General features: G+C 70.7%; 16 protein-coding genes. 12 read left to right on the top strand and 4 right to left on the bottom strand.

Annotation, left to right across the window (positions count from 1 at the left end; all coding sequences use genetic code 11):
* Positions 1-142 precede the first annotated feature (142 nt).
* From ROTAS13_RS05640 to ROTAS13_RS05625, 4 genes are all read left to right on the top strand, one after another.
* Positions 143-1486, top strand: a complete 1344-nt coding sequence (locus tag ROTAS13_RS05640) for an aspartate aminotransferase family protein (protein WP_075821779.1) — start codon at positions 143-145, stop codon at positions 1484-1486.
* 83 nt (positions 1487-1569) lie between these two features.
* Positions 1570-1920 carry a hypothetical protein gene (locus ROTAS13_RS05635; RefSeq protein WP_019462093.1) on the top strand — a complete coding sequence of 117 codons (351 nt, stop codon included), beginning with the start codon at positions 1570-1572 and terminating at the stop codon, positions 1918-1920.
* Positions 1920-2384: a multidrug efflux SMR transporter gene (locus ROTAS13_RS05630; RefSeq protein ID WP_019462094.1), complete on the top strand. Its 465-nt coding sequence runs from the start codon at positions 1920-1922 to the stop codon at positions 2382-2384. Before ROTAS13_RS05635 ends, ROTAS13_RS05630 begins: the two co-directional genes overlap by 1 nt.
* A gap of 11 nt (positions 2385-2395) precedes the next feature.
* Positions 2396-3634 carry a DegT/DnrJ/EryC1/StrS family aminotransferase gene (locus tag ROTAS13_RS05625; RefSeq protein ID WP_075821778.1) on the top strand — a complete coding sequence of 413 codons (1239 nt, stop codon included), beginning with the start codon at positions 2396-2398 and terminating at the stop codon, positions 3632-3634.
* A 123-nt stretch (positions 3635-3757) separates the two neighbouring features.
* Here the strand turns inward: ROTAS13_RS05625 and ROTAS13_RS05620 are convergent, their stop codons facing one another.
* The gene (locus ROTAS13_RS05620) at positions 3758-4597 is read right to left on the bottom strand and encodes an undecaprenyl-diphosphate phosphatase (RefSeq protein WP_019462096.1); all 840 of its coding nucleotides are present in this window, start codon (positions 4595-4597) and stop codon (positions 3758-3760) included.
* A gap of 575 nt (positions 4598-5172) precedes the next feature.
* On the opposite strand from ROTAS13_RS05620, the gene ROTAS13_RS05615 reads away from it, so the two are divergent.
* On the top strand, positions 5173-7302 hold the full coding sequence (locus tag ROTAS13_RS05615; RefSeq protein ID WP_075821777.1) for a sodium:proton antiporter: 2130 nt from the start codon (positions 5173-5175) through the stop codon (positions 7300-7302).
* Between the two features lie 273 nt (positions 7303-7575).
* On the top strand, positions 7576-8556 hold the full coding sequence (locus ROTAS13_RS05610; RefSeq protein WP_075821776.1) for a DMT family transporter: 981 nt from the start codon (positions 7576-7578) through the stop codon (positions 8554-8556).
* Positions 8557-8992: 436 nt separating this feature from the next.
* Here ROTAS13_RS05610 and ROTAS13_RS05605 read toward each other — a convergent pair whose 3' ends face one another.
* Complete coding sequence (locus ROTAS13_RS05605) at positions 8993-9205, bottom strand: hypothetical protein (RefSeq protein WP_019462100.1); 213 nt, start codon at positions 9203-9205, stop codon at positions 8993-8995.
* A gap of 416 nt (positions 9206-9621) precedes the next feature.
* Between ROTAS13_RS05605 and ROTAS13_RS05590 the strand changes: the two genes are divergently transcribed.
* The 3 genes from ROTAS13_RS05590 to rbsK all read left to right on the top strand — a co-directional run bounded on the left by ROTAS13_RS05590 (position 9622) and on the right by rbsK (position 16315).
* Positions 9622-13332, top strand: a complete 3711-nt coding sequence (locus ROTAS13_RS05590; protein WP_139323269.1) for a PAS domain-containing protein — start codon at positions 9622-9624, stop codon at positions 13330-13332.
* 383 nt (positions 13333-13715) lie between these two features.
* Positions 13716-15098 carry an aspartate aminotransferase family protein gene (locus ROTAS13_RS05585; RefSeq protein WP_019462102.1) on the top strand — a complete coding sequence of 461 codons (1383 nt, stop codon included), beginning with the start codon at positions 13716-13718 and terminating at the stop codon, positions 15096-15098.
* Between the two features lie 248 nt (positions 15099-15346).
* Positions 15347-16315, top strand: a complete 969-nt coding sequence (rbsK, locus tag ROTAS13_RS05580) for a ribokinase (RefSeq protein WP_075821775.1) — start codon at positions 15347-15349, stop codon at positions 16313-16315.
* A 32-nt stretch (positions 16316-16347) separates the two neighbouring features.
* Here the strand turns inward: rbsK and ROTAS13_RS05575 are convergent, their stop codons facing one another.
* Positions 16348-17238, bottom strand: a complete 891-nt coding sequence (locus ROTAS13_RS05575) for a LysR substrate-binding domain-containing protein (protein ID WP_075821774.1) — start codon at positions 17236-17238, stop codon at positions 16348-16350.
* Positions 17239-17354: 116 nt separating this feature from the next.
* Here ROTAS13_RS05575 and ROTAS13_RS05570 point away from each other — a divergent pair, with 116 nt between their 5' ends.
* Both ROTAS13_RS05570 and ROTAS13_RS05565 read left to right on the top strand, forming a co-directional pair.
* A complete protein-coding gene (locus ROTAS13_RS05570; protein WP_075821780.1) occupies positions 17355-18296 on the top strand; it encodes an N-carbamoyl-D-amino-acid hydrolase in 942 nt (313 codons plus the stop codon).
* A 148-nt stretch (positions 18297-18444) separates the two neighbouring features.
* Positions 18445-19086: an aspartate/glutamate racemase family protein gene (locus tag ROTAS13_RS05565; RefSeq protein WP_075821773.1), complete on the top strand. Its 642-nt coding sequence runs from the start codon at positions 18445-18447 to the stop codon at positions 19084-19086.
* Positions 19087-19166: 80 nt separating this feature from the next.
* Here ROTAS13_RS05565 and ROTAS13_RS05560 read toward each other — a convergent pair whose 3' ends face one another.
* The gene (locus tag ROTAS13_RS05560; protein WP_075821772.1) at positions 19167-21005 is read right to left on the bottom strand and encodes a glycoside hydrolase family 15 protein; all 1839 of its coding nucleotides are present in this window, start codon (positions 21003-21005) and stop codon (positions 19167-19169) included.
* Positions 21006-21262: 257 nt separating this feature from the next.
* On the opposite strand from ROTAS13_RS05560, the gene ROTAS13_RS05555 reads away from it, so the two are divergent.
* Positions 21263-21593 (top strand): alpha/beta fold hydrolase (locus ROTAS13_RS05555; protein ID WP_253187638.1); only part of this gene is annotated, 331 nt, incomplete at its 3' end.

The raw sequence follows: 21593 nt of genomic DNA, 5'->3' as shown, positions 1-21593 counted from the left end.
GAGCCGCGCGCAAGCTGCGCGCGGGCGGCAGGGGTCCACATGGGCCACCTCGAAGGACGTCAGACACCCTCCGAACGCGCAGAACTCCCGCCGCTCACCCCGCCTCAGCCGTTATGAAACGGGTTCTGAGACACGAGACATCATGACCTTCAGCTACCAGAACCCGGACCGCAGCCGGACCAGCGCCGCCCTTTTCGCCAAGGCCAGCGAAGTGATCCCCGGCGGCGTCAACAGCACCGCCCGCGCCACTTGGTCGGGCTGGGACCCCTATCCGCTCTTCATCTCGCACGGCACCGGCGCGCGCCTGACCGATGTCGATGGCAACGAGTACATCGACTACCTGCTCGGCCTTGGCCCGATGCTGCTCGGCCACCGGCCGCCGCGCGTGACCCAGGCGGTGGTGGACTGCATCCAGGAACGCGGCACGGTCTTCGCCTTGCCGGCGGCGGAGGAGACCGATCTCGCGCGCAAGATCATCGCCGCCATTCCGAGCGTGGAGCAGGTCCGCCTCTGCAACACCGGGACCGAGGCCGTGCTCTACACCGTGCGTCTCGCCCGCGCCTTCACCGGCCGGCGCAAGGTGATCCGCTTCGAGGGCATGTATCACGGCTTCTCCGACGGCGTTTACTGGAGCAAGCACCCGGATCTGGGCCGTGCCGGCCCCGATGCCGCGCCGCGCCCGGTGCCGCAGGGCCCCGGCATGCCGGCGGGCATCGACCAGTCTCTGATCATCCTCCCCTGGAACGACATCGCCGCGCTGCGCGAGGCGCTGGAGCGCGAGGGCGACGACATCGCCGCCGTGCTGACCGAGCCGGTGATGTGCAACACCGGCTGCATCCTGCCGGAGCCCGGCTACCTGGAAGCGATGCGCGACCTGACGCGCAAGCACGGCGCGCTGCTGATCTTCGACGAGGTCATCACCGGCTTCCGCATCGGCCTCACCGGCGCGCAGGGGCATTACGGCGTCACGCCGGACCTATCGGTCTTCGCCAAGGGCCTCGGCGGCGGCTTCCCGGTCGCCGCCATGGGCGGCCGGCGCGACATCATGGCGCTGGTGGCCGAGGGCCGCGTCTCCATCGCCGGCACCTACAACGCCAATGCCATCGCCGTGGCGGCGGCGAACGCGGCGCTGGACGAACTGGCCCAGCCCGGCATGTACGAACGCCTCTACCGCGTCTCCGACCGTCTGCGCGAAGGGCTGCAGCGCCTGGTGCGCGACCTGCGCGCCCCGGCCCATGTCGTCGGCCTCGGCCCGGTCTTCCAGCTCTGGTTCTCGCGCGAGCCGATCCGCAACTACCGCGACGCGGCCCGCCATGCCGACCACGACGCCTTCCGCCACTGGTGGGAGGGGATGCTGGAGCGCGGCGTGCTGTTCCACCCGGGAGCCTACGAGAACCTCTTCGTCTCCTTCGCCCATACGGAGGACGACGTGGATCGCACGCTTGAGGCCGCCGAGGCCACGCTGCGCGAGATGCTGGTCGCCTGAGCGCTGCCCGCTTCCTGTGACGCCAGGGGCGGCGCACCGCCGCCCCTGGCATGGCGCGCCGCGCAGCCGGCACGGAGTTCCCCATGTCCGCGATGATCCTCACCTTCTGGATGCTCAACATCCTGCTCGACACCGGCGGGCAACTGGCCTTCAAGGCGGCCGCCCGCACCGGCGGCGACGGCATGGCACGCTGGCGGGCGATGGCGGCGCGGCCCTGGCTCTGGCTCGGCCTCGGCTGCTATGTGGCCGAGTTCGTGGTCTGGCTGGCCTTCCTGTCCCTGGTGCCGCTGTCGGACGGCGTGCTGCTGGGCTCGGTGAACATCATCGCCATCATGATCGCCGGGCGCTTCCTGTTCGGCGAGGCTCTGACCCGGCTGCGGGTGGCGGGCATCCTGCTCGTCGCCTTTGGGGTGGCGGTGGTGGGAATCGGCTGATGCGGCGCTTCTACCTGCTGGGCTTCCTGCTGCTGCTTTCCTTCGACGCGCTGGCGCAGATCAGCTTCAAGTATGCCGCCATGGGCGCGCTGCCGGTCACGGCCGACCTCGCCTGGCTGGGCCGGGTCCTGGCGCAGCCCTGGGTCTATGTCGCGCTGTGCGGCTATCTCGGCGCCTTCTTCACCTGGATGGCCCTGCTCCGGCACGCGCCGATCGGCCCCGCCTTCGCCGCCTCGCATCTGGAGGTGCTGGTGGTGATGGTGCTCGCCGTGCCGCTTTTCGGCGAGCACCTGGGCTGGGCGCAGATCCTGGGCGGCACGGCGATCCTGGCCGGGATCGTCTGCCTGGCCCTGAGCGAGACGGACGAACCGGAGGCCGGGGCGGCGGGCACCCACGCCGGGCCGGGGCCGCATCGGAACGGGATGCCATCGACAGCCCCGTCGCCCGGCGCCGTGCCGGGTTGATTCCCACCGCCATGGCTCCTTCCCGGCTTCCGCCGCGTTCCCCCTGGCGCGAACTGCCTCCGACCGCGGGTCTGCCGGTGCTCTGGCGCGACCTGCGCCCGGGCGGCGGTGCGGGAGGGATGGAAGCGGCGCTGGCGGATTTCCTTGGCCTGGAGGAGGTGTTGCTCACCTGTTCCGGCACCGCGGCGCTGATGGTGGCGCTACGCAGCCTGATGGCGCGGAGCAGCCGGCGGCGCGTGGCGGTGCCGGGCTTCACCTGCCCGCTGGTGGCCATCGCCATCCATGCGCTGGGTCTGGAGGTCTGCCCCTGTGACACGCTCCCCGGCACGGCGGAGTTGGACCCGGACAGCCTCGCGCCGCTCTGCGACGAAAGGCTGCTGGCGGTGCTGCCCACCCATCTCGCCGGCCGGGTGGCCGCGCTGGACGCTGTGCTGGCCCTGGCCGAGGGATGCGGCGCCTGGGTGATCGAGGATGCGGCCCAGGCGCTGGGAGCGCGGGCAGGGGGCGTGCCGGTCGGTCTGCGAGGGCATATCGGCTTCTTCAGCCTGGCGGTCGGCAAGGGCCTGACGCTCTATGAGGGCGGCGTGCTGGTCAGCCGCGATCCGATCCTGCGCCAGGGGCTGCGGGACAGCGCCGCCGCCATGCTGCGCCCCGACCGGTGGATGGAGGCACGGCGCGGCCTGGAACTGCTCGGCTACGGGCTGCTCTACAACCCGCTGGGCCTGACCATGGCCTATGGCCGTGGCCTGCGCCGCGCCCTGTGTGCCGGCGACACGGAAGCCGCGCTTGGCGACCGCTTTCCACTCGATGTGCCGCTGCACCGCGTGGGCTCCTGGCGGCAGGCGGTGGGGCGCCGTGCCCTGGCGCGCCTGCCTGACTTCCTGGAAGCGACCCGGCGGCAGGCGCAGGGCTTCGCCGCTCGCCTCGTCCCATGTTCCGGCCTGCGGGTGCTCGGCGACCGCCCGGGGGAGCGGGGCACCTGGCCCGTCCTGGTGCTGGTGTTCGACCGCGCCCGGGATGCCGAGGCCGCGCTGGCCCGGCTCTGGAGGGAAGGGCTGGGCGTCAGCCGGCTCTTCGCGCGCGCCCTGCCGGACTATGCCTATCTCGGCGGCATCGTCCCGGATCGCCCCTGTCCGCGGGCGCGCGACTTCGCGGCGCGTAGCCTCAGCATCGGCAACAGCCTCTTCCTGCGACCGGAGGAGCAGGAGCGGATCCTCTCGGTGCTGCGGGGCGGCGCGGGTTCCGCCTGACTCGCGAAGCCGTCCCGGATTTCGCCATGGGGCCGCGCGACAGCCACCTTGCCCCTGGCACCGGAGGAGGCCAGGGGTGACGCGCCCCGGCGGACGTTCCGCACGCCGCTTCCAGGCTGCCGTTCAGGCGAGGAGCAGCCAGGCCAGGCTGCCCAGCCCCGCGAGCAGGCAGTAGTAGGCAAAGGGGTTCAGGGCCCAGGCCTCGTGCTCGCGGAAGTAGCGCATCAGGAAGGCAGTGCTGAGCCAGGCGGTGACCCCCGCGACGGCAGCGGCCAGGACCGAGAGGCCGAAGGTGCCGGGCGGGATGGCCGCATGCAGCAGCTTCGGCACCTCCAGCACGGTCGCGCCCAGGATGATGGGCGTGGCGATCAGGAAGCTGAACCGCGCGGCGCCCTCGTGCCCGACACCGCGCAGCAGGCCGCCGACGATGGTGGCGCCACTGCGCGAGATGCCGGGGATCAGGGCTCCGCATTGCCAGATCCCCACCACCAGGGCGTCCATTGGCGTGAGCGAGGACATGGAGCGCGGCGCGGTGGCGCGCCCGCGCAGCCTTTCGCCGAACAGCAGCAGCAGCCCGTTGGCCGCGAGAAAGGCCGCGGCTGCCACGGGGGAGCCGAACAGGCCCCGCAGCGAATGCTCCAGCACGAAGCCGACGATCACCGCGGGAATGGTCGCGATGACGATGAGCAGGAGCAGGCGCCGGTTCTCCCGGACCTTGCCAGCCTGTCCCGCCCCCAGCACGCCCCGGATCAGGGCCAGCCAGTCGCGCCAGAAGTAGAGCAGCAGCGCCAGGGCGGTGCCGACATGCAGCATGACCAGGAAGGGCAGGAATTCCGGCGCGCGCTGGTCCAGGTTCCAGCGCAGCAGGGCCGGGAGAAGGACGGCATGGCCGAGGCTGCTGACGGGAAACAACTCCGTCGCGCCTTGCAGGATCGCGATCAGAATGGCCTGGAGGGTTGTCAAGAAAAGCTGCTCCTGCTGTCCGGCACCCGGGCCGGCCGGGGATGGAGTTGGCCCGGGTGCGGGTATTGGTGTGAGGCCGGAAGGGCAGGGGGCCGGATGAAGCCAGGCCTGGCACGGGCCGGTCCAGGAGTGATCCCGGACCCGGTGGAACGGGCGCGTGGCATGACCGCACCGGGGCACATGCCGTCGGAGCCGTGGCCTGCCCCGAAGGACACGCCATCGCTCCGCGGCGACGGGTGCCGCGCGCTTCAGTCAGGCTCCGCGGTCCGCCTCCCGCTCCTGTGGCAGAGCGCGGCCGTGACGCCCGCGTCGGAGGTGGAACGGAACATCGTCGACGCCTCTGCGGCCCGGAAGGACCCGCACCATGGGGGCGGCGACATTGCCACCTCCTCGCCGGGTGATGTGCTTTTCCCAATAAAGCGTGAGCGGGGCCCGGCGGCGGCGCTTCCGCATGGCCGCAACGCCTGCCGGTACTGGCGGCTGTGGTGCCGCTTCCCAGGCGCGGGCCCGGCTGATAGGCCAGGGCTGGTACCCCGGTTCGGGTGGTGCCGCCGCTTCCTGCCAGGACCCCTCCCGTGAGTCTCATCGCGACGATTCTCTCCCTGGGCAGCGGCCTCCTGGCGGTGATCGTCCTGGTGCAGGTCATGGCGGCCCGCACGGGCCTGCCGGACGCCACGGTCCTGTCGCTGGCCGGCATCGCGCTGGGCAGCCTGCTTCCCTTCGCCGCGGCCATTCTGCCGGGGCCGGTGCAGGATGGCCTGTCGTTGCTGTTCAGCCCCAGCCTGCCGGCCGAGGCCTATCTCTGGGTCTTCCTGCCGCCGCTCCTGTTCCAGTCGGCGCTGTCCATCGAGTTCCGCGAGATGCTGCCGGACCTGGGGCCGATCCTGCTCCTGGCCGTGGTGGCCGTCTTCGTGGCCACGGCCGTCATCGGCTTCGCCATGGCGGCGGTCACGGCGCAGGGGCTGACGGTCTGCCTGCTGCTCGGCGCGATCATCGCCACCACCGACCCCGCCGCCGTCATCGCCGTGTTCCGGGAGGTCGGGGCGCCGGGGCGGCTCATGCGCCTGGTCTCCGGGGAAAGCCTGCTCAACGATGCCGCCGCCATCGCCATCATGAGCGTCCTGCTGGCGATGCTGAGCGGCGATGCGGCCGCGGCCTCGCCCATCGCCGGACTGCGGGAACTGGCCGTATCCCTGGGGGGTGGGGCCGTCTTCGGCATCGTCGCCGGCCGGATCACCGCGGCGCTGCTCCCCGCCCTCGGCGGGCTCGCCCTGGCGGAGGCGGCCCTCACCCTGGCGCTGCCCTATCCGCTCTACCTGCTGGCCGACCGGGGGATCGGGGTCTCAGGGGTCGTGGCCGTCGTCGCGGCGGGCCTGGTGATCAACGCGCTGGGCCGCACGCGGCTTTCGCCCCGGAACTGGACGCATCTCCAGCTCATCTGGGAACAGCTCGCCATGCTGGCCGGGGCGATGATCTTCCTGCTGGCCACGCTGCAGGCCCGCCACCTGCTCGGCGGGATGGAACTGCACGACCTGCTGCTGCTTCTCGTCCTCGTCGTGGCGGCCCTCGGCGCGCGGCTGCTGGTGCTCTTCGGCCTGCTGCCGCTGCTGGGCTGGCTGCGGCTCGGCGCGCCGGTGAGCACGGCCTACAAGCTGGTGATCGCCTGGGGCGGCCTGCGCGGGGCAGTGACGGTGGTGCTGGCGCTGGGCCTGGCGGAGAACCCCGTCCTGCCACCGGAACAGCGGCTCTTCGTCGCCCGCTTCGCCACCGCCTTCGTGCTCTTCAGCCTGCTGGTGAACGGCACCACGCTGCGCTGGGTGATCCGTATGCTGGGCATCGACCGCCTTTCGCCGCAGAACCAGGCCCTGCAGTGGCAGGCGGTGCATCTGGCGACGACCGAGGTGCTGGGACGGATGGCCGAAACCGCCAGGACCTTCCATCTGCCGGAGGAGATCGCCCGACAGGCGGCGGCGGAATACCGCACCGGCATGGAAGCCGGGCTGGCGCAGGAGGATTTCGACCTGGCCCTGCCCGAGCGGGACCGCCTGATCATCGGGCTGGTCACGCTGGCCACGCGCGAGCGCAGCCTGATCCCGCTGTTCAGCAGCGGCGTCATCTCCATCCGCAACCTCGATACCATGATGCGCAACACCGGCGACATGATCGATGCCGCGCGCCGGGAGGGCCGCCTGGGCTACAACCGCGCCGCGCAGAGGATCCTGCAATCGGGCTGGACCATGCCGGTCCTGGAATGGCTCGACCGGCGCCTCGGCCTCCGCCGCCCGCTGGAGAATGCGCTCTCCGACCGCTTCGAGCTCCTGCTCTGCCGGCGCGCGGTCCTGGAGCAGCTCCGCCGCTACAACCAGGCCTCCATCGGCCCGCTGCTGAGCGGCCGCATGACCGTGCTGCTGGACAGCGTCCTGGTGGGCCGGATCGAGCGCCTGGACCAGGCCGTGGACCAGATGCGTGCCCGTTTTCCCGACATCACCGCGACGCTGGAGAAGCGGCTGCTGCTTCTGCAAGGGTTGCGCGACGGGGCCAGGGTGATCGACCGCATACGGGACGAGAGCCTGATCTCGCCGGAAGTCGCGGACCGGATCCAGCGCACCATGCGTGCCTCCTGGCGCATCGCGCTGACCCGGCCGCCGCATCGCCGCGACGGCCGGGAAAGCCGGCAGGACGAGGCGCCGAAGGCCGCGCCCTGACCGCGGCGGATGGCCGGCGCGGCCGAATTCGAGTTCCGGGGCCGCGGGACAGCGGGAGGCGGCAGGAGCGGAGATGGAGAGGATCGGTCCCCGGGGTTGCATTCCGGGCCGTCTGGAACGACGTCCCCGCGCCTTGCCCCCTCCGCCCATCCTGTGGCCATGTCGGCCGGATACCTCCCCCTTTCCCGAACACGGATCGCAGCGAGCACCATGACTGGACCGAGACCCCTCTCCGCAGCCGCACCGGATGGCGCGGCCAGGCCGGACGGGGGCATGGCGGCGGACCCCACGGAAGAACCCGCCACGGAGGTGCCCATCCCTCCGGATCTCGCCCCGGCCACCGCCCCGCGCGGCAGCGTTCCGGCCAGCCCGGCGCCGCAGGACAACGTGCTCGGCGGCATCCTGCTGATCCTCGGCGCGGTCACGCTCTTCTCCTGCTCCGACGCGGTCTCCAAGCATCTTCGCGGCACCCTGCCGAGCGGCGAGATCGTTTGGATCCGCTATCTCGTCTTCGTGGCGATGACGCTCGCGCTTCTGGGAAGGAACCGCTTCCGCGGCCTGCACGCGCGGCGGCCTGGTTTGCAACTGCTGCGCGGGCTCTGCGTCCTCACCTCCTCCGTCCTCTTCGTGATCGGCCTCGGCTACCTCCCGCTCGCCGAGGCCACCGCCATCAACTACGTGGCGCCGACCTTCATCACCCTGCTTTCCATCCCGGTGCTGGGGGAGGTGGTCGGGCCACGCCGGTGGATCGCGCTGCTGGTGGGCTTCGTCGGCGTGCTGATCGTGGTGCAGCCCGGCGGCGGCACCTTCCAGTGGGCGGCCGTCCTGCCCTTGCTTACCGCCGCGGCCTGGGCGGGCGCGGTGGTGATCACCCGCCGCATCGGCGTGGCGGACCATCCCGGGACCACGATGTTCTGGACGGCCTGCACCGGCTTCGTGGCGCTGACCCTCTTCCTGCCCTTTGATTTCCGCATGCCGACGGGTTGGGAGTTCGGCCTCGGACTGCTGCATGGCGTGCTGGGCTCGGCGGGGCAGATGCTCGTGGTGCAGGCCTACCGCCAGGCGCCCGCCTCGGTGCTGGCCCCCTTCTCCTATGGCCAGATCGTCACCTCCGCCTTCGTCGGCTATGTCGTCTTCGGCGCTTTCCCGGGGCAGGCCATGCTCCTGGGCTCGGGCGTGATCATCGCGAGCGGCCTCTACACCGCGCATCGCGAAAGGCTGCGGGCGCGGGAACGGCGGGGAGAGGCCGGCTGAAGGCCGGCGGCCCGTCGCGGGCGGCCGCATGGCTTCGCGGAACCTGTCCGGCAGCGGATGGCGGTCCGGCCCGGGCGAAGCCTGCCGGGCCAGGATGTCCGTGCCAACCCGGAAAGGCACCGCGGCGTTTGGCCAGGGCCCGTCCGAGGATGCCGACCGCATGGCCCCTGCCGCCCACCCGCCGCCACGCAGCGGCACGCTCCCCCGTATCTGCTACGGGCTGGACGGGCTGAACGTCTTCCTGGCCGATTTCCAACCTGTCCGTCACCGGCTCGCTTGCAACCCTGCTCTGGCTCGTCGCGATCCGCCGCGAGGGCCAGGACGCCAGCGCCTGGAGCTTCCTGAAGCTCGGCGCCCTGGTCATGCCGCCGGCGCTGCCGCTCTCCCTTGCGGCGCTGATCCACCGGCCCTTCTAGGGTGCAGGGAAAGCCGGCCTTCAGTGCCCCGCGCTGAGGCAATCCCGGTGTGCCTGGGCACCGGCGACGTAGGCGTCGAACTGGTCCTTCGCGGCGTAGTTCGCCTCCGTCTGCCGGGCCTGTTCCGCGCAGAAGGCCGCCCTGTCGGCCGGGCTGGCCGGAGTATTCGCCGTGCGGAGCCCACCGGAGCATCCCGCGAGCGCGCACAGGATCAGCGGATAGAGCCAACGCATGAAGAAACCCCGGAAACACAGAGCGTGGATTACTGCCGTCCCATGCAGTGCGTCACAAGGTCCCCCAGGGTTCCATCCCTCATGTGCCGGGCGCGGGGCCGGTTACGATCGCGAGCGGACCGATCGTGTCACGGCAGACACCTCTGCAACTGGGGGAGGGTATCACGGCGTTCCCGGCATGAGGATTTCATCCCGATCGTACCATTGGTATAGGCGGCCTTCATGCCTTCCAGCTCCCCCCGTAGCCCTGCCTGCGTCCGAATTGCGCCCTGCACCAGGGAGCGAGGGGCATCGGGGCGACGCCGGATAGCCGGCGTGGCCTTCCAGGCCAGGGTCACTGGCGATGGCCGGTCCGCCCGATCCTCCGGACAGGCCAGCCGCCCGGCGGACAAGGCGCCGGTGGAGTCCCGATCGTCATGACAGACCAGAACGAGGACCGTCCCTGGACGGAGGCCGACCGGCTCGCGGCTCTGGACTGCTACGCCATTCTCGACACGCCCCCGGAGCAGGATTTCGACGACCTCGCCCGCTTGGCCGCCGATTTGCTCGAGGCGCCCATGGCCGCCGTGAACCTGATCGCGAAGAGCCGACAGTGGTTCAAGGCGGAAGTCGGCCTGGGCGTGCGGGAGATGCCACTCGACAACTCGATCTGCTCCCGGATGATGCTCCAGCCCGGCGAACTGGTTGTCCCGGACCTCCTGGAGGACCCCCGCTTCAACTGCAACCCGCTGATCACCTCGGAACCGGGGCTGCGGTTCTACGCCGGCCATCTGCTGGAAACCCCGGACGGACTGCCCCTGGGCACGCTCTGCGTCCTCGACACGAAGCCCCGGCCGGAGGGCCTGACGCCCCGGCAGCGATTCGTGCTCAAGACCCTGGCCCGCCAGGTCATGAGCCAGCTGACCCTCCGCCTGAGCTTGGCGCAGCAGGCCCGGTCGGAGGCGCTCCGGCGGCAGATCCTGGACAGCGCCACCGACTTCGCCATCATCAGCACGGATCTCGCGGCGCGGGTCACCGGCTGGAACACCGGAGCGGCGAATATCCTGGGCTGGACGGAGGCCGAGATGCTCGGCCGGGCGGCGGACGTGATCTTCGTGCCGGAGGACCAGGTGGCTGGCCTGCCGGAGGCCGAGATGGAGCGGGCGACCCGGGACGGCCGGGCCGCCGACGAACGCTGGCACCGACGCAAGGACGGCTCCCGCTTCTGGGCCTCGGGCGAGATGATGCAGCTCCGGGACGAGCGGGGCGCCCACACCGGCTACCTCAAGATGTTGCGGGACCGGACCGAACAGCACTTCGCCGGCCAGGCGCTGCAAGCGATCAACGAACGCTTCCGCCTGGCGCAGCGGGCGACCCGCGACGCGATCTGGGACTGGAGCTTCGCGGACAACAGCGTGCTCTGGAACGAGGCGCTGGAAGATGCCTATGGCTGGACCCCCGGGCAGGTGGAGCCGACCGGGGACTGGTGGATCGCCCAGATCCATCCCGGGGACCGGACGCGGGTGGATCGCAGCATCCATGCGGTGATCGACGGCACCGGCACGGGCTGGACGGAGGAATACCGCTTCCGCCGGGCCGATGGCAGCTACGCGGACGTGCTGGACCGCGGCTACGTCATCCGCGACGCGGAGGGACGGCCGGTCCGCATGATCGGCGCCCTGCTCGACCAGAGCGAGCGCCGCCGGGCCGACGCCGCCCTGCGCGACCGGGAGAACCGACTGCGGCTGGCCACGGCGGGGGCCCGGATCGGCACCTTCGACTACTGGGTGCGGACGGAGGAGCTGACCTGGGACGACCGCTGTCGCGCGCTGTTCGGCCTGCCGCCCGGGGTGCCGGTAAGCTACGAGGGCACCTTCCTGGCGGGACTGCATCCTGAGGACAGGGTGCGGGCGGACGAGGCGGTGCGGCGGTCCATGGACCCGGCGGGATCGGGCCGCTTTGCCGCCGAGTACCGCACCGTCGGGCTGCGGGACGGGATCGAGCGCTGGGTCTCCGCCCAGGGCGAGACGCATTTCGAGGATGGGCAGCCGGTGCGGCTGATCGGAACCGTGCTCGACATCACGGACCGCAAGAGGGCCGAGGAGGCCCTGCGCGAAAGCGAGACCCGGTACCGCACCCTGTTCAACTCGATCGACGACGGCTTCTGCATCATCGAGTTCTTCGACGGGCCGCACGGACCATTGAGCGACTACGTTCATGTCGAGGCCAATCCCGGCTACGAGCGGCATACCGGCATCCCTGACATCGTCGGCAGGACGATCCGGGGCTTCGCATCCGACGAGGCGGATGGCTGGGTCGAGCTCTACGGAGGCGTGCTCCGCACCGGCCAGCCGATCCGCTTCGAGCGCTACTTCGCCGCGGCGGGACGCCATATCGAGGTCTCGGCCGCCCGGATCGAGCCGGCGGGCCGGCGGCAGGTGTCGGTGCTGTTCCGCGACGTGACGTCGCGACGGGAAGCGGAGGCCGCCCTGCGCGCCAGCGAGGCGCTGGCGCGGGAGAACATCCAGCGCGTCCAGCTCGCGCTCGCGGCCGGGGCCATCGTGGGCACCTGGTTCTGGGACCTGCCGACCGACCGCTTCACGGTGGACGAAGCCTTCGCCCGCAGCTTCGGCCTCGATCCCACGCTCGGGCGCGTCGGCCTCAGCCTCGAACAGGTGGTCGCGACCGTCCATCCCGACGACAAGGCGGGCCTCATCGCCGCCATTGAGGACGTCATCGCCCGCGGCGGCGCCTATGCCCACCAGTACCGGGTGCGGCGCAACGACGGGCAGTACTACTGGATCGAGGCAAATGGCCGCGTCGACCACGCGCCCGACGGCACGCCGTTGAGCTTTCCCGGCGTGCTGGTCGACGTGGAGGAGCGCCGCGCCATGGAGGCGGAGCGCGACCGTGCCACCGCCGAGCTGCGCGCCCTGACCGAGACGCTGGAACAGCGCATCGCCGAGCGCACGGCCGACCTGCTGCTCGCCGAGGAGCAGCTGCGCCAGAGCCAGAAGATGGAGGCCGTCGGCCAGCTCACCGGCGGTATCGCGCATGACTTCAACAACCTGCTCACCGGTATCATCGGTGCGCTGGAACTGCTCAGCACCCGCGTCGCCCAGTGGCGGTACAAGGACGTCGATCGCTATGTCGGGGCCGCCCAGGGCGCGGCAAGGCGGGCCGCCGCCCTGACCCACAGGCTCCTGGCCTTCTCGCGCCGGCAGACCCTCGACCCCAAGCCGACGGACGTGAACCGCCTAGTGGCGGGAATGGAGGAGCTGGTCCGCCGCACCGTCGGGCCCTCCGTCGAGCTGGAGGTGGTGGGCGCGGGCGGGCTGTGGCCGACGCTGGTCGATCCCAACCAGCTGGAAAACGCGCTGCTGAACCTGTGCATCAACGCGCGGGATGCGATGCCCCATGGCGGCAGGCTGACCATCGAGACGGCCAACCGCTGGCTCGACGAGCGCACCGCTCGCGAACGCGACACCGCGCCGGGGCAGTATATCTCGCTCTGCGTCTCCGATACGGGCATGGGCATGGCGCCCGACGTGATCGCCAAGGCCTTCGACCCGTTCTTCACCACCAAGCCGCTGGGCCAGGGCACGGGGCTGGGCCTGTCGATGATCTATGGCTTCGCCCGGCAATCGGGCGGGCAGACGCGTATCTACTCGGAGGTCGGACAGGGCACGATGGTGTGCCTGTACCTGCCGCGGCACCTGGGCGAGGCCGAGGTGGCCGAGCCGGTGCCCGAACTGGCCGAGGCGCCCCGGGCGGAACTCGGCGAGACCGTCCTCGTCGTGGACGACGATCCCACCGTGCGGATGCTGGTGATGGAGGTGCTGGAGGAACAGGGCTACGCTGCCATCGAGGCGGGCGACGGCGCCTCGGGCCTGCGGGTGCTGCAATCCGATGCCCGCGTCGACCTGGTGGTGACGGATGTCGGACTGCCCGGCGGCATGAACGGCCGGCAGATGGCCGATGCGGCCCGGGTCGGACGGCCGGGGCTGAAGGTGCTGTTCATCACCGGCTATGCCGAGAACGCCGTGGTGGGCGACGGGCACCTGGAGCCGGGCATGCATGTCATGACCAAGCCCTTCGCCATGGAGGCCCTGGCCAGCCGCATCCGGGAACTGATCGCGGCAGGATAGGCCGCCCCCAGGCCGCGTCCGCTTCGCCGGGTGGCATACGCATGGTGGACCGGGCCTGACGGCCGGGCCTCCGCCGCATTCCGCTCCGCGCGATGCCCGCCGGGGCTTGAGGCCGGGTGCCGCATCGCGTTACGCTTCCCGATGCCGTCATTCCAGCATGTTCCTGGTATCGCGGCCGGCCTGTTCCATCGGGTCATGGGCCGTGACGCCTTGCCACAGGGCGTGGCGTGCGGCTCTTCCGGATGCCGAACGGGCCGGTCGGGGCAGCCGGGCGCGTGCCTGCGTTCGCCCGTGCCGGGAGCATGTCGGCCAGGGGGCATGTTGATGGGGCATCTGATCGTACGGCGCATGTCCGGTCCGGACGATCCAGCGAAGGGCTGATCATGAACTACGTTCCGAAGACCAACGACATCGCCGGGCTGATCGAGGCCGACCGCGCCCATGTCTGGCACCATCTTTCCCAGCACAAGGCCTATGAGACCGTCGATCCGCAGCTGATGGTCGAAGGCCGGGGCATGCGCGTGTGGGATGCCAAGGGCAAGGAGTATCTGGACGCCACCTCCGGCGGGGTCTGGACGGTCAATGTCGGCTATGGCCGTGAATCGATCGCCGATGTGGTGCGCGAGCAGCTGGTGAAGCTGAACTACTTCGCCGGCGCCAAGGGTAGCGCGCCGGGGGCGGCCTTCGCGAAGCGGCTGATCGAGAAGATGCCGGGCCTGACCCGCGTCTATTACTCGAACTCTGGTTCCGAGGCGAACGAGAAGGTCTTCAAGATGGTGCGCCAGATCGCCGCGCGCCATCACGGCGGCCGCAAGTGGAAGATCCTCTATCGCGAGCGCGACTACCACGGCACCACCTTCGGCGCCCTGGCCGCCTGCGGCCAGCCGCAGCGCAATGCCGATTACGGCCCCTTCCCCGAGGGCTTCGTGGAGGTGCCGCACTGCCTGGAGTACCGCAGCCAGTACCCGGATGCCGCGGATTACGGCATTGCCGCCGCCAATGCGATCGAGGAGGTCATCCTGCGCGAGGGGCCGGACACGATCGGGGCCATCTGCCTGGAGCCCATCACCGCCGGCGGCGGCGTCATCACCCCGCCGGCCAGCTACTGGCCGCGCGTGCAGGAGATCTGCCGCAAGTACGACGTCCTCCTGCATATCGACGAGGTGGTCTGCGGCCTGGGCCGGACGGGGGCCTGGTTCGGCTACCAGCAGTATGGGGTGAAGCCGGATTTCGTGACCATGGCGAAGGGCCTGGCCTCGGGCTACGCAGCGATCTCCTGCACCGTGACGACCGAGGCGGTCTTCGACCTGTTCAAGGACAATGCCGCCGATCCGATGAGCTACTTCCGCGACATCTCCACCTTCGGCGGCTGCCTCGCCGGCCCTGCGGCGGCACTGGAGAACATGCGGATCATCGAGGATGAGGGCCTGCTGGAGAACACGACGGCGATGGGCCAGCGCCTGCGCGGCAACCTGCTGGCCCTGATGGAACGCCATGCGGTGATCGGCGACGTGCGCGGCTGCGGCCTGTTCCAAGGCGCCGAGCTGGTGGCGGACCGCAGGACCAAGGAGCCGCTGGCCGAGGCCAAGGTCCAGGCCGTGGTGGCGAAGTGCATGGAGGCCGGCGTCATCATCGGCGCCACCAACCGCTCCTTGCCGGGGCTGAACAACACCCTGACCCTCAGCCCCGCCCTGATCGCGACGGAGAAGGACATCGACCGCATCACCGATGCGATCGACCAGGCGCTGACCGCCGTCACCGCCTAGCATCCTGCCCGTGAGGCCCGCCGCATCGGCGGCGACCTTCGCGGGCCGGCAGGCCGCTGAAAGCAATGGTTCGTATCACGCCCAAGGAGGCCGCCGCCCGACAACCGGCCTCCTTGGGCTATCGGCGCCAATGCTGCGCCCCCGGGGGATGTCGACACGCGATGCATCCGATCAAACGCCCCTGGAGCCAGCGAGGCTGGCGCCGCTGACCGGCCAATGACAAGACAGACGAGGGGACCAAGGAAACCATGGTCGGAAGCAACAGGCATAGTTCCGGCGGCCGTATTGGCGTGGTCGGCAGCAACATGGTCGATCTCGTGACCTATATCGATCGCATGCCCGAGGCCGGGGAAACCCTGGCGGCCCCGTCCTTCTCGATGGGCCATGGCGGCAAGGGTGCCAACCAGGCCGTCGCCGCCGCCCGGCTGGGGGGCGATGTGATGCTGGTCAGCCGTGTCGGCGACGACCTTTTCGGCGAGGGCATGATCCGCAACTTCCAGGAATCCGGGATCGACGCGCGCCATGTCCGTGCCGTGCCGGGCACGCAGAGCGGCGTGGCGCCGATCTTCGTCGAACCTTCAGGCGAAAACCGCATCCTGATCGTCAAGGGCGCCAACGAGCACCTGCTGCCCGCCGATGTCGAGGCGGCGGCGGAGGACCTGCGGCGATGCAGCCTGATCCTGCTGCAACTCGAGATCCCACTGGAGACGGTCTACCACACCATCGACTGGGCGACGCGGGAAGGAATCGAGGTTCTGCTGAACCCGGCGCCGGCGACGCCGGAGCTCGATGTCGGACGGGTCCTCGCCGCCACCTTCCTCGTGCCGAACCAGACGGAGCTCGCCATCATGACCGGCCTGCCCACCGCCACGCGCGAGGAAGCGGAGCGGGCGGCGAGGGTGCTGGTGGAGAAAGGCGTCCGCACGGTGATCGTCACGCTGGGGGCCGAAGGGGCCCTGCTGGTGACGGCGGAAAGGGTGCGGCATGTGCCGCCCGTGACGGTCCGGCCGCGCGACACCAGCGGTGCCGGGGACGCCTTCATCGGCGCCTTCGCCCAGCACTACGTCCGCTCGCGTGACATCGAGGCCGCCATGGCCTGGGGTGCCACCTATGCCGCGGATTCCATCACACGCCCCGGCACGCAGAAGGCCTTCGCGGATGCCGCGGGCTTCGAGGCCTTCCGCGCCGGCCTGACCGGGGCGCGCGGAGCGTTCTGACAGCTCGGCGGTCACTGTTCGGCGGGCAGCCCTCATGGCTTCGGCGCCAGTGCAAGTCTCACCTCTCCGATGAAGCGGCGGCCGAGCGGTGAGAGCGGCTTGCGGTTCGACCAGAAGGCCCAGGCGGTGGCAGGGATGGCCGGCTCGAAGGGACGGATCTCCAGTGTTCCAACGGGTGGGTGCCGGGCGGAGAAGGGATCGACCACGGAGACGCCCGTGCCGGTCCCGACCAGGGCGCAGGCGGTGCTGCAGGTGCGGACCTCCGCCCGGAACAGGAAGGGCTGCCGCGCGGACTGAAAGGCATGACGCACAGCAGCCCCCATGCGCGTATCGGCATCCAGCGCGACCAGGCTGTGTGCGCCCAGATCCCCGGGTGTCACCACGGCAAGCCCGGCGAGCGCATGGCCGGGCGGGCAGATGGCGACCATCCGCGCCTCGGCCAGCACCTCCACCTCCAGCATCGCCTGAGGCCCCAGGCCGAGCCCGATGCCAAGATCGGCGGCCCCGCTTTCCACGGCGCGGACGACGTCGTTCAGGTCGCGGATGTCGAAATGGATCTTCAGCTTCGGATGGCGCCGGGCGAAGCCGCCCAGCACCCGCGGCACCACGCCCTGTCCCAGGGGCGGTGTCGAGAGGATGCGCAGGCGGCTGGTCTTGGCCTCGCGCAGGTCCTGCAGGCGATCCGTCAGCGCCGCATGCAGGGCGAGCAGGGGCTCTGCTTCCTCCTGCACGATGCTCGCTGCCTCCAGCGGATGGAGGCGGTTGTTGACACGCTCGAAGAGCGGGAAGCCGAGCTGCGCCTCGATCTGGCGGATGGCGGTGCTGACCGCGGGCTGCGAGAGGTTCAGGTGCCGGGCTGTGGCCATGGTGGTCTGGAAGCGGACCATGGTGCGGAGGATTTCCAGCTGGCGCAGCGTAAGCATGCGGCAGCCTATAAACAAACCATATAACTCCGGCAATTATTCCATGGCATTGGCCCTTGTGCTGCCCAGAAACGCTTCGCATGATCGGAGCGCTTCCGGCCAACAAGGTTCCCGCCATGCCCCGCATCCTCCGCCTCGCCGCCGCCCAGATGGGACCCACCCAGCGCGCGGACAGCCGGGAAGCGGTGCTGGCCCGCCTGATCGCGCTGCTGGAACAGGCGGCAGGCCAGGGGGCGCAGCTCGTGGTCTTCCCCGAACTGGCCTTCACCACCTTCTTCCCCCGCTGGCTGCTGGAGGGGGCGGAGCTCGACCAGTACTACGAGACAGCCATGCCCAACCCCTCGGTGCAGCCGCTCTTCGACCGCGCGAAGGCGCTGGGTGTGGGCTTCTATGTCGGCTATGCCGAGCGCACACCGGAAGGGCGGCGCTTCAACAGCGCCATCACCACCAGCCCCGATGGCAGCATCCTGGCCAGGTACCGCAAGGTGCACCTGCCCGGCTCGGTGGAGCCGCGTGTGGGGGACCGCTTCCAGCAGCTGGAGAAGCGCTACTTCGAATACGGCGACCAGGGTTTCGAGGCCTTCCGGGGTCCGGAGGCCTGGGGCCGGCCGGTGATGGGCATGCTGATCTGCAACGACCGCCGCTGGCCGGAAGCCTGGCGTGCCTATGGGCTGCAGGGCGTGGAGCTGATGCTGATCGGCTACAACTCCGCCGCCTATGACCCGAATGGTGGCAGCACCGAGAACGAGGAGATCCGCACCTTCCACTCCAACCTGGCGGCGCAGGCCAATGCCTACATGAACGCGACCTGGGCGGTGAGCGTGGCCAAGGCCGGCAACGAGGACGGGTCGGGGTTGATCGGCAGCTCGGTGATCGTCGATCCGAACGGGGTGATCGTGGCGCAGGCCAAGACCCTGGGCGACGAGGTGGTGGTGGCCGACTGCGACCTCGACACCTGCCGCCAGGGCAAGGAGAAGATGTTCAACTTCGCCGCCCATCGCCGCCCCGAGCACTACCGCCGCATCACCGAGCAGGTCGGTGCCATCCTGCCGGATTGATGCGCGCAGGCGCTGGCAGCCACGGGCTGCGCGGGGCGGCTGCGACCTGCCGGGCGATCCGGCGGATCTGGGATCTCCCCGAGGCACGCGCGGCCTTCGAGGGCTGAACCCGCACCGGGCGATCCATTTCGCAGGAAAGGCTTCCGGCATGTCCCGTATCCTGGTGATCAACCCGAACAGCTCGCCGAGCTGCACCGACACGATCCGGGCCTCGGTGCAGCCCCAGGCCATGGCGCACGGGCCCCGGCTGGAAGTGACCGGCCTGCCGGAAGGTCCACCCGCCATCGCGACCTGGCAAGACTGGCACGCAGTGGCCGAGCCGCTCTGCCGTCTCGTGGAGGCGGAGCCGGCCGAGGCCTATGTCATCGCCTGCGTCTCCGACCCGGCCATCGACCTGCTCCGCAGCGTGACCCCGCGGCCGGTTCTCGGCGCGCTGCGTTCCGGCATCGCCGCCGCGGTGGCGCGGGGCGAGTGTTTCGGCATCATCGCCTTCGTCGAGGCGAGCGTGCAGCGTCAGCGCCGCGTGTTGCAGGCCATGGGTCTGGAGGCGCGCTGCGTCGCCAGCCTGCCGCTGAACCTGCCCATGGAGGTCCTGACGGGCACGGAAGGACCCCGGCCCCGCCTGCTCGAACTCGGGCAGGCGCTGAAGGCGCGGGGGGCGGACAGCGTGATCCTCGGCTGCGCCGGCATGGCCGGGCACCGGCGCTTCCTGGAGGATGCGCTCGGCCTGCCGGTGATCGAGCCCTGCCAGGCGGCCGTCGCCCAGGCCCTGCTCGCCACCCTGGCATAGTCCCCCGCACCGGGCACAGGGACCACGCTCCGGGAAGACGCGGGCACCCCGGCCCCATGCACCCCGCCGGCGAGCCTGTTCTAGCCCGCGCCCTCCCTGCGCCCGAACGGCCGCTTGCGGTCGCCCCGGAGCGTGCAGGCGGCATGGATCAGCGCAAGGTGGCTCAGCCCCTGCGGCGTATTGCCGAGATGGTCGCCGGTCCGGGGGTCCGCCATCTCGCTCATGATGCCGACCCCGGGGGCGACGGCGTCGAGCGTGCCGGTGAAGACCGCCTCGGCTTCCGCGTCGCGGTCCAGCATGGCCAGGGCCTCGGCCATCCAGAAGGAACAGGCCAGGAAGGCCCCCTCTTCCCGTTCGGCGCCGGAATAGCGGTAGAGCAGGGCGCCCCGGCCGAGTTCCGCCCGGATCGCGTCCAGCGTCGAGGACAGGCGTTCCCGTCCGTCGAAGCCGAAGCGTACGGCCAGGGTCAGCGAGGCATCCAGTCTCTCGGTGCCGGGGAAGAAGGTATAGGCGCGGCGCTTCTCGGACCAGCAATGCGTGTCGATCCATGCCGCGATCCGGTCCCGCTCGCGCTGCCAGCGCGGCACGCAGGTGGAGGGCAGGTGCCCGGCCTCCGCCAGCTCCACCGCACGGGCGAGGGCCTGCCAGGCGCTGATCTTGGACATGGTGTAGTGCTGCGGCTCCTCCAGCTCCCAGATGCCGGAATCCTTTTGCCGCCAGCGATCGGCACATTCATCCGCCAGCCCGGACAGCACGCGGGCGCTGCGCTGGTCGATGATATGGCCGTCGCCGACGAAAAGCGCCGCCGTCTCGAAGATGTCGCCATAGACGCCGTGCTGGTGCTGGTGCGCGGCGGCATTGCCGATCACCACGGGGCCGGAGCCGCGATAGCCCGGCAGCGCCTCGATCACCCTTGCCTCCGGTGCCTTGTCGCCGCAGAGCGTATAGAGCACCCGGGGACCGTGCTCGCCCAGCCGCTGCATCAGCCAGGTGAAGGCGGCCTTGCTTTCCGCCATGGCGCCGATGCGGAGGAAGGCGTTCACCGTATAGGCGGCGTCGCGGATCCAGGCATAGCGGTAGTCGTAGTTCTTGTCGCCGCCGATCCGTTCCGGCAGCGCGGCCGTGGCGGCCGCGGCGATGGCGCCGGAGGGTGAATAGAGCAGCAGCTTCAGGGCCAGGGCGCTGCGCCGGACCGCCTCCCGGTGCGGACCGTCATAGCGCAGGTCCCCCGCCCAGCTGCGCCAGGCCTCGTCGCTGGTATCGATCCGCGCATCGATCTCCTCGATCGGCAGCACGCCCAGCGGCTCGTCCTCGGCAGCCAGGAGGGCGACGGTGGCACGCTCGCCCTCGGACAGCGTCACCGTGGCGGTGATGCTGCGGTCCTGCTCCTCCAGGATGCGGATGTTCGGCGTGCAGCGCATCATCCCGAGCAGCGGACCGACATGGAAGACGCAGCCGTTCGGGTTGGGCTGGAGCCAGGGCGAGGCCGTGTCTCCGCGCGTGCCGAAGACCGCCTGGATATGGAACCGCACCGTTCCGGCGAGGCCCTCGATGCGCCGGGCGAACTCGCTCCAGGGCAGGCGCCCGGCCAGGCTGCTGTTCAAGGATTCCGTGACCCGGACGCGCCCGTCCGGGGTGGTGACCAGCGTCTCCAGGATGTTGCTGTCCGGGCGATAGCGCCGCTCGACCTCGAAGGCACCCTCGGGGCGAATCTGGAAATAGCCGCCCTCTCCGGGATCGAGGATCCGGTCGAAGAGGGGCGGTGAGTCCATGTTGGGCACGCACCACCAGCCCACCGCCCCATCCGGCGCGATCAGCGCCACGGACCGCCCGTCGCCCAGCGCGGCATAGTCCTGGATGGGAAAGCCGGCGCCCTCGGGCGGGCTTTCCGCCGGGGCGGGAATGGAGATCCGGTGCATGTCTCGTTGCATCGTCTGTCTGTGGGGAGCAAAGCGGGAAGCGCAACCGCCCCAGTGGCACGATGCCTGCCGGAAAGACGCGGAACCGGGTGCCGGCGGCCGCTTGATGCCGCGCGATGCGCCCCCAGTTGCCCTGCATGGAACCAGCCCCTCCCAGGCCCCCTTCCAGCGCCCCGGCCGCGGACCGCAATGGCCCGGACGCGATCCGCCTCGTCCTGCTGCACTTCCTCGGCGGCAGTGCCCGGGAATGGCAGGAGGTGACGCGGTGCCTGGGGGAGGGGGTGCGGCCGCTGGCCCTCGATCTGCCGGGCTTCGGCGCAGCGGCGGCGGAACCCGGCTACGCCGTCGCCGACATGGCGGATCGCCTCGCCGGGATCATCGCCGCACAGCTCCCTAGCTGCCCCTCTGGCTGTCCCCCTGGCTGTCCCCCTGGCCGCTGGGTCCTGGTGGGGCACAGCATGGGGGCCAAGCTCGCCGCGGTGCTGGCGCGAAGGGCGCTCGACGGGGAGGCGGGGCTGGAGGGCCTGGCCGGGCTCGTCCTGCTGGCGGGTTCGCCCCCTTCGCCCGAACCCATGGCGGAGGCCCGCC

The organism is Roseomonas sp. TAS13 (assembly GCF_001950415.1).
GTDB lineage: Bacteria > Pseudomonadota > Alphaproteobacteria > Acetobacterales > Acetobacteraceae > Roseomonas > Roseomonas mucosa.
Note: the sequence above shows the minus strand (reverse complement) of the source record. Positions and strands in the feature narration are given on the sequence as shown.

What these genes read in the sequence shown, in the direction of transcription:
- ROTAS13_RS05640 (WP_075821779.1), top strand. Translation starts at nt 143, where the DNA reads ATGACCTTCAGCTACCAGAACCCGGACCGCAGCCGGACCAGCGCCGCC.
- ROTAS13_RS05635 (WP_019462093.1), top strand. Translation starts at nt 1,570, where the DNA reads ATGTCCGCGATGATCCTCACCTTCTGGATGCTCAACATCCTGCTCGAC.
- ROTAS13_RS05630 (WP_019462094.1), top strand. Translation starts at nt 1,920, where the DNA reads ATGCGGCGCTTCTACCTGCTGGGCTTCCTGCTGCTGCTTTCCTTCGAC.
- ROTAS13_RS05625 (WP_075821778.1), top strand. Translation starts at nt 2,396, where the DNA reads ATGGCTCCTTCCCGGCTTCCGCCGCGTTCCCCCTGGCGCGAACTGCCT.
- ROTAS13_RS05610 (WP_075821776.1), top strand. Translation starts at nt 7,576, where the DNA reads ATGGCGGCGGACCCCACGGAAGAACCCGCCACGGAGGTGCCCATCCCT.
- ROTAS13_RS05605 (WP_019462100.1), bottom strand. Translation starts at nt 9,205, where the DNA reads ATGCGTTGGCTCTATCCGCTGATCCTGTGCGCGCTCGCGGGATGCTCC.
- ROTAS13_RS05590 (WP_139323269.1), top strand. Translation starts at nt 9,622, where the DNA reads ATGACAGACCAGAACGAGGACCGTCCCTGGACGGAGGCCGACCGGCTC.
- ROTAS13_RS05585 (WP_019462102.1), top strand. Translation starts at nt 13,716, where the DNA reads ATGAACTACGTTCCGAAGACCAACGACATCGCCGGGCTGATCGAGGCC.
- rbsK (WP_075821775.1), top strand. Translation starts at nt 15,347, where the DNA reads ATGGTCGGAAGCAACAGGCATAGTTCCGGCGGCCGTATTGGCGTGGTC.
- ROTAS13_RS05575 (WP_075821774.1), bottom strand. Translation starts at nt 17,238, where the DNA reads ATGCTTACGCTGCGCCAGCTGGAAATCCTCCGCACCATGGTCCGCTTC.
- ROTAS13_RS05570 (WP_075821780.1), top strand. Translation starts at nt 17,355, where the DNA reads ATGCCCCGCATCCTCCGCCTCGCCGCCGCCCAGATGGGACCCACCCAG.
- ROTAS13_RS05565 (WP_075821773.1), top strand. Translation starts at nt 18,445, where the DNA reads ATGTCCCGTATCCTGGTGATCAACCCGAACAGCTCGCCGAGCTGCACC.
- ROTAS13_RS05560 (WP_075821772.1), bottom strand. Translation starts at nt 21,005, where the DNA reads ATGCACCGGATCTCCATTCCCGCCCCGGCGGAAAGCCCGCCCGAGGGC.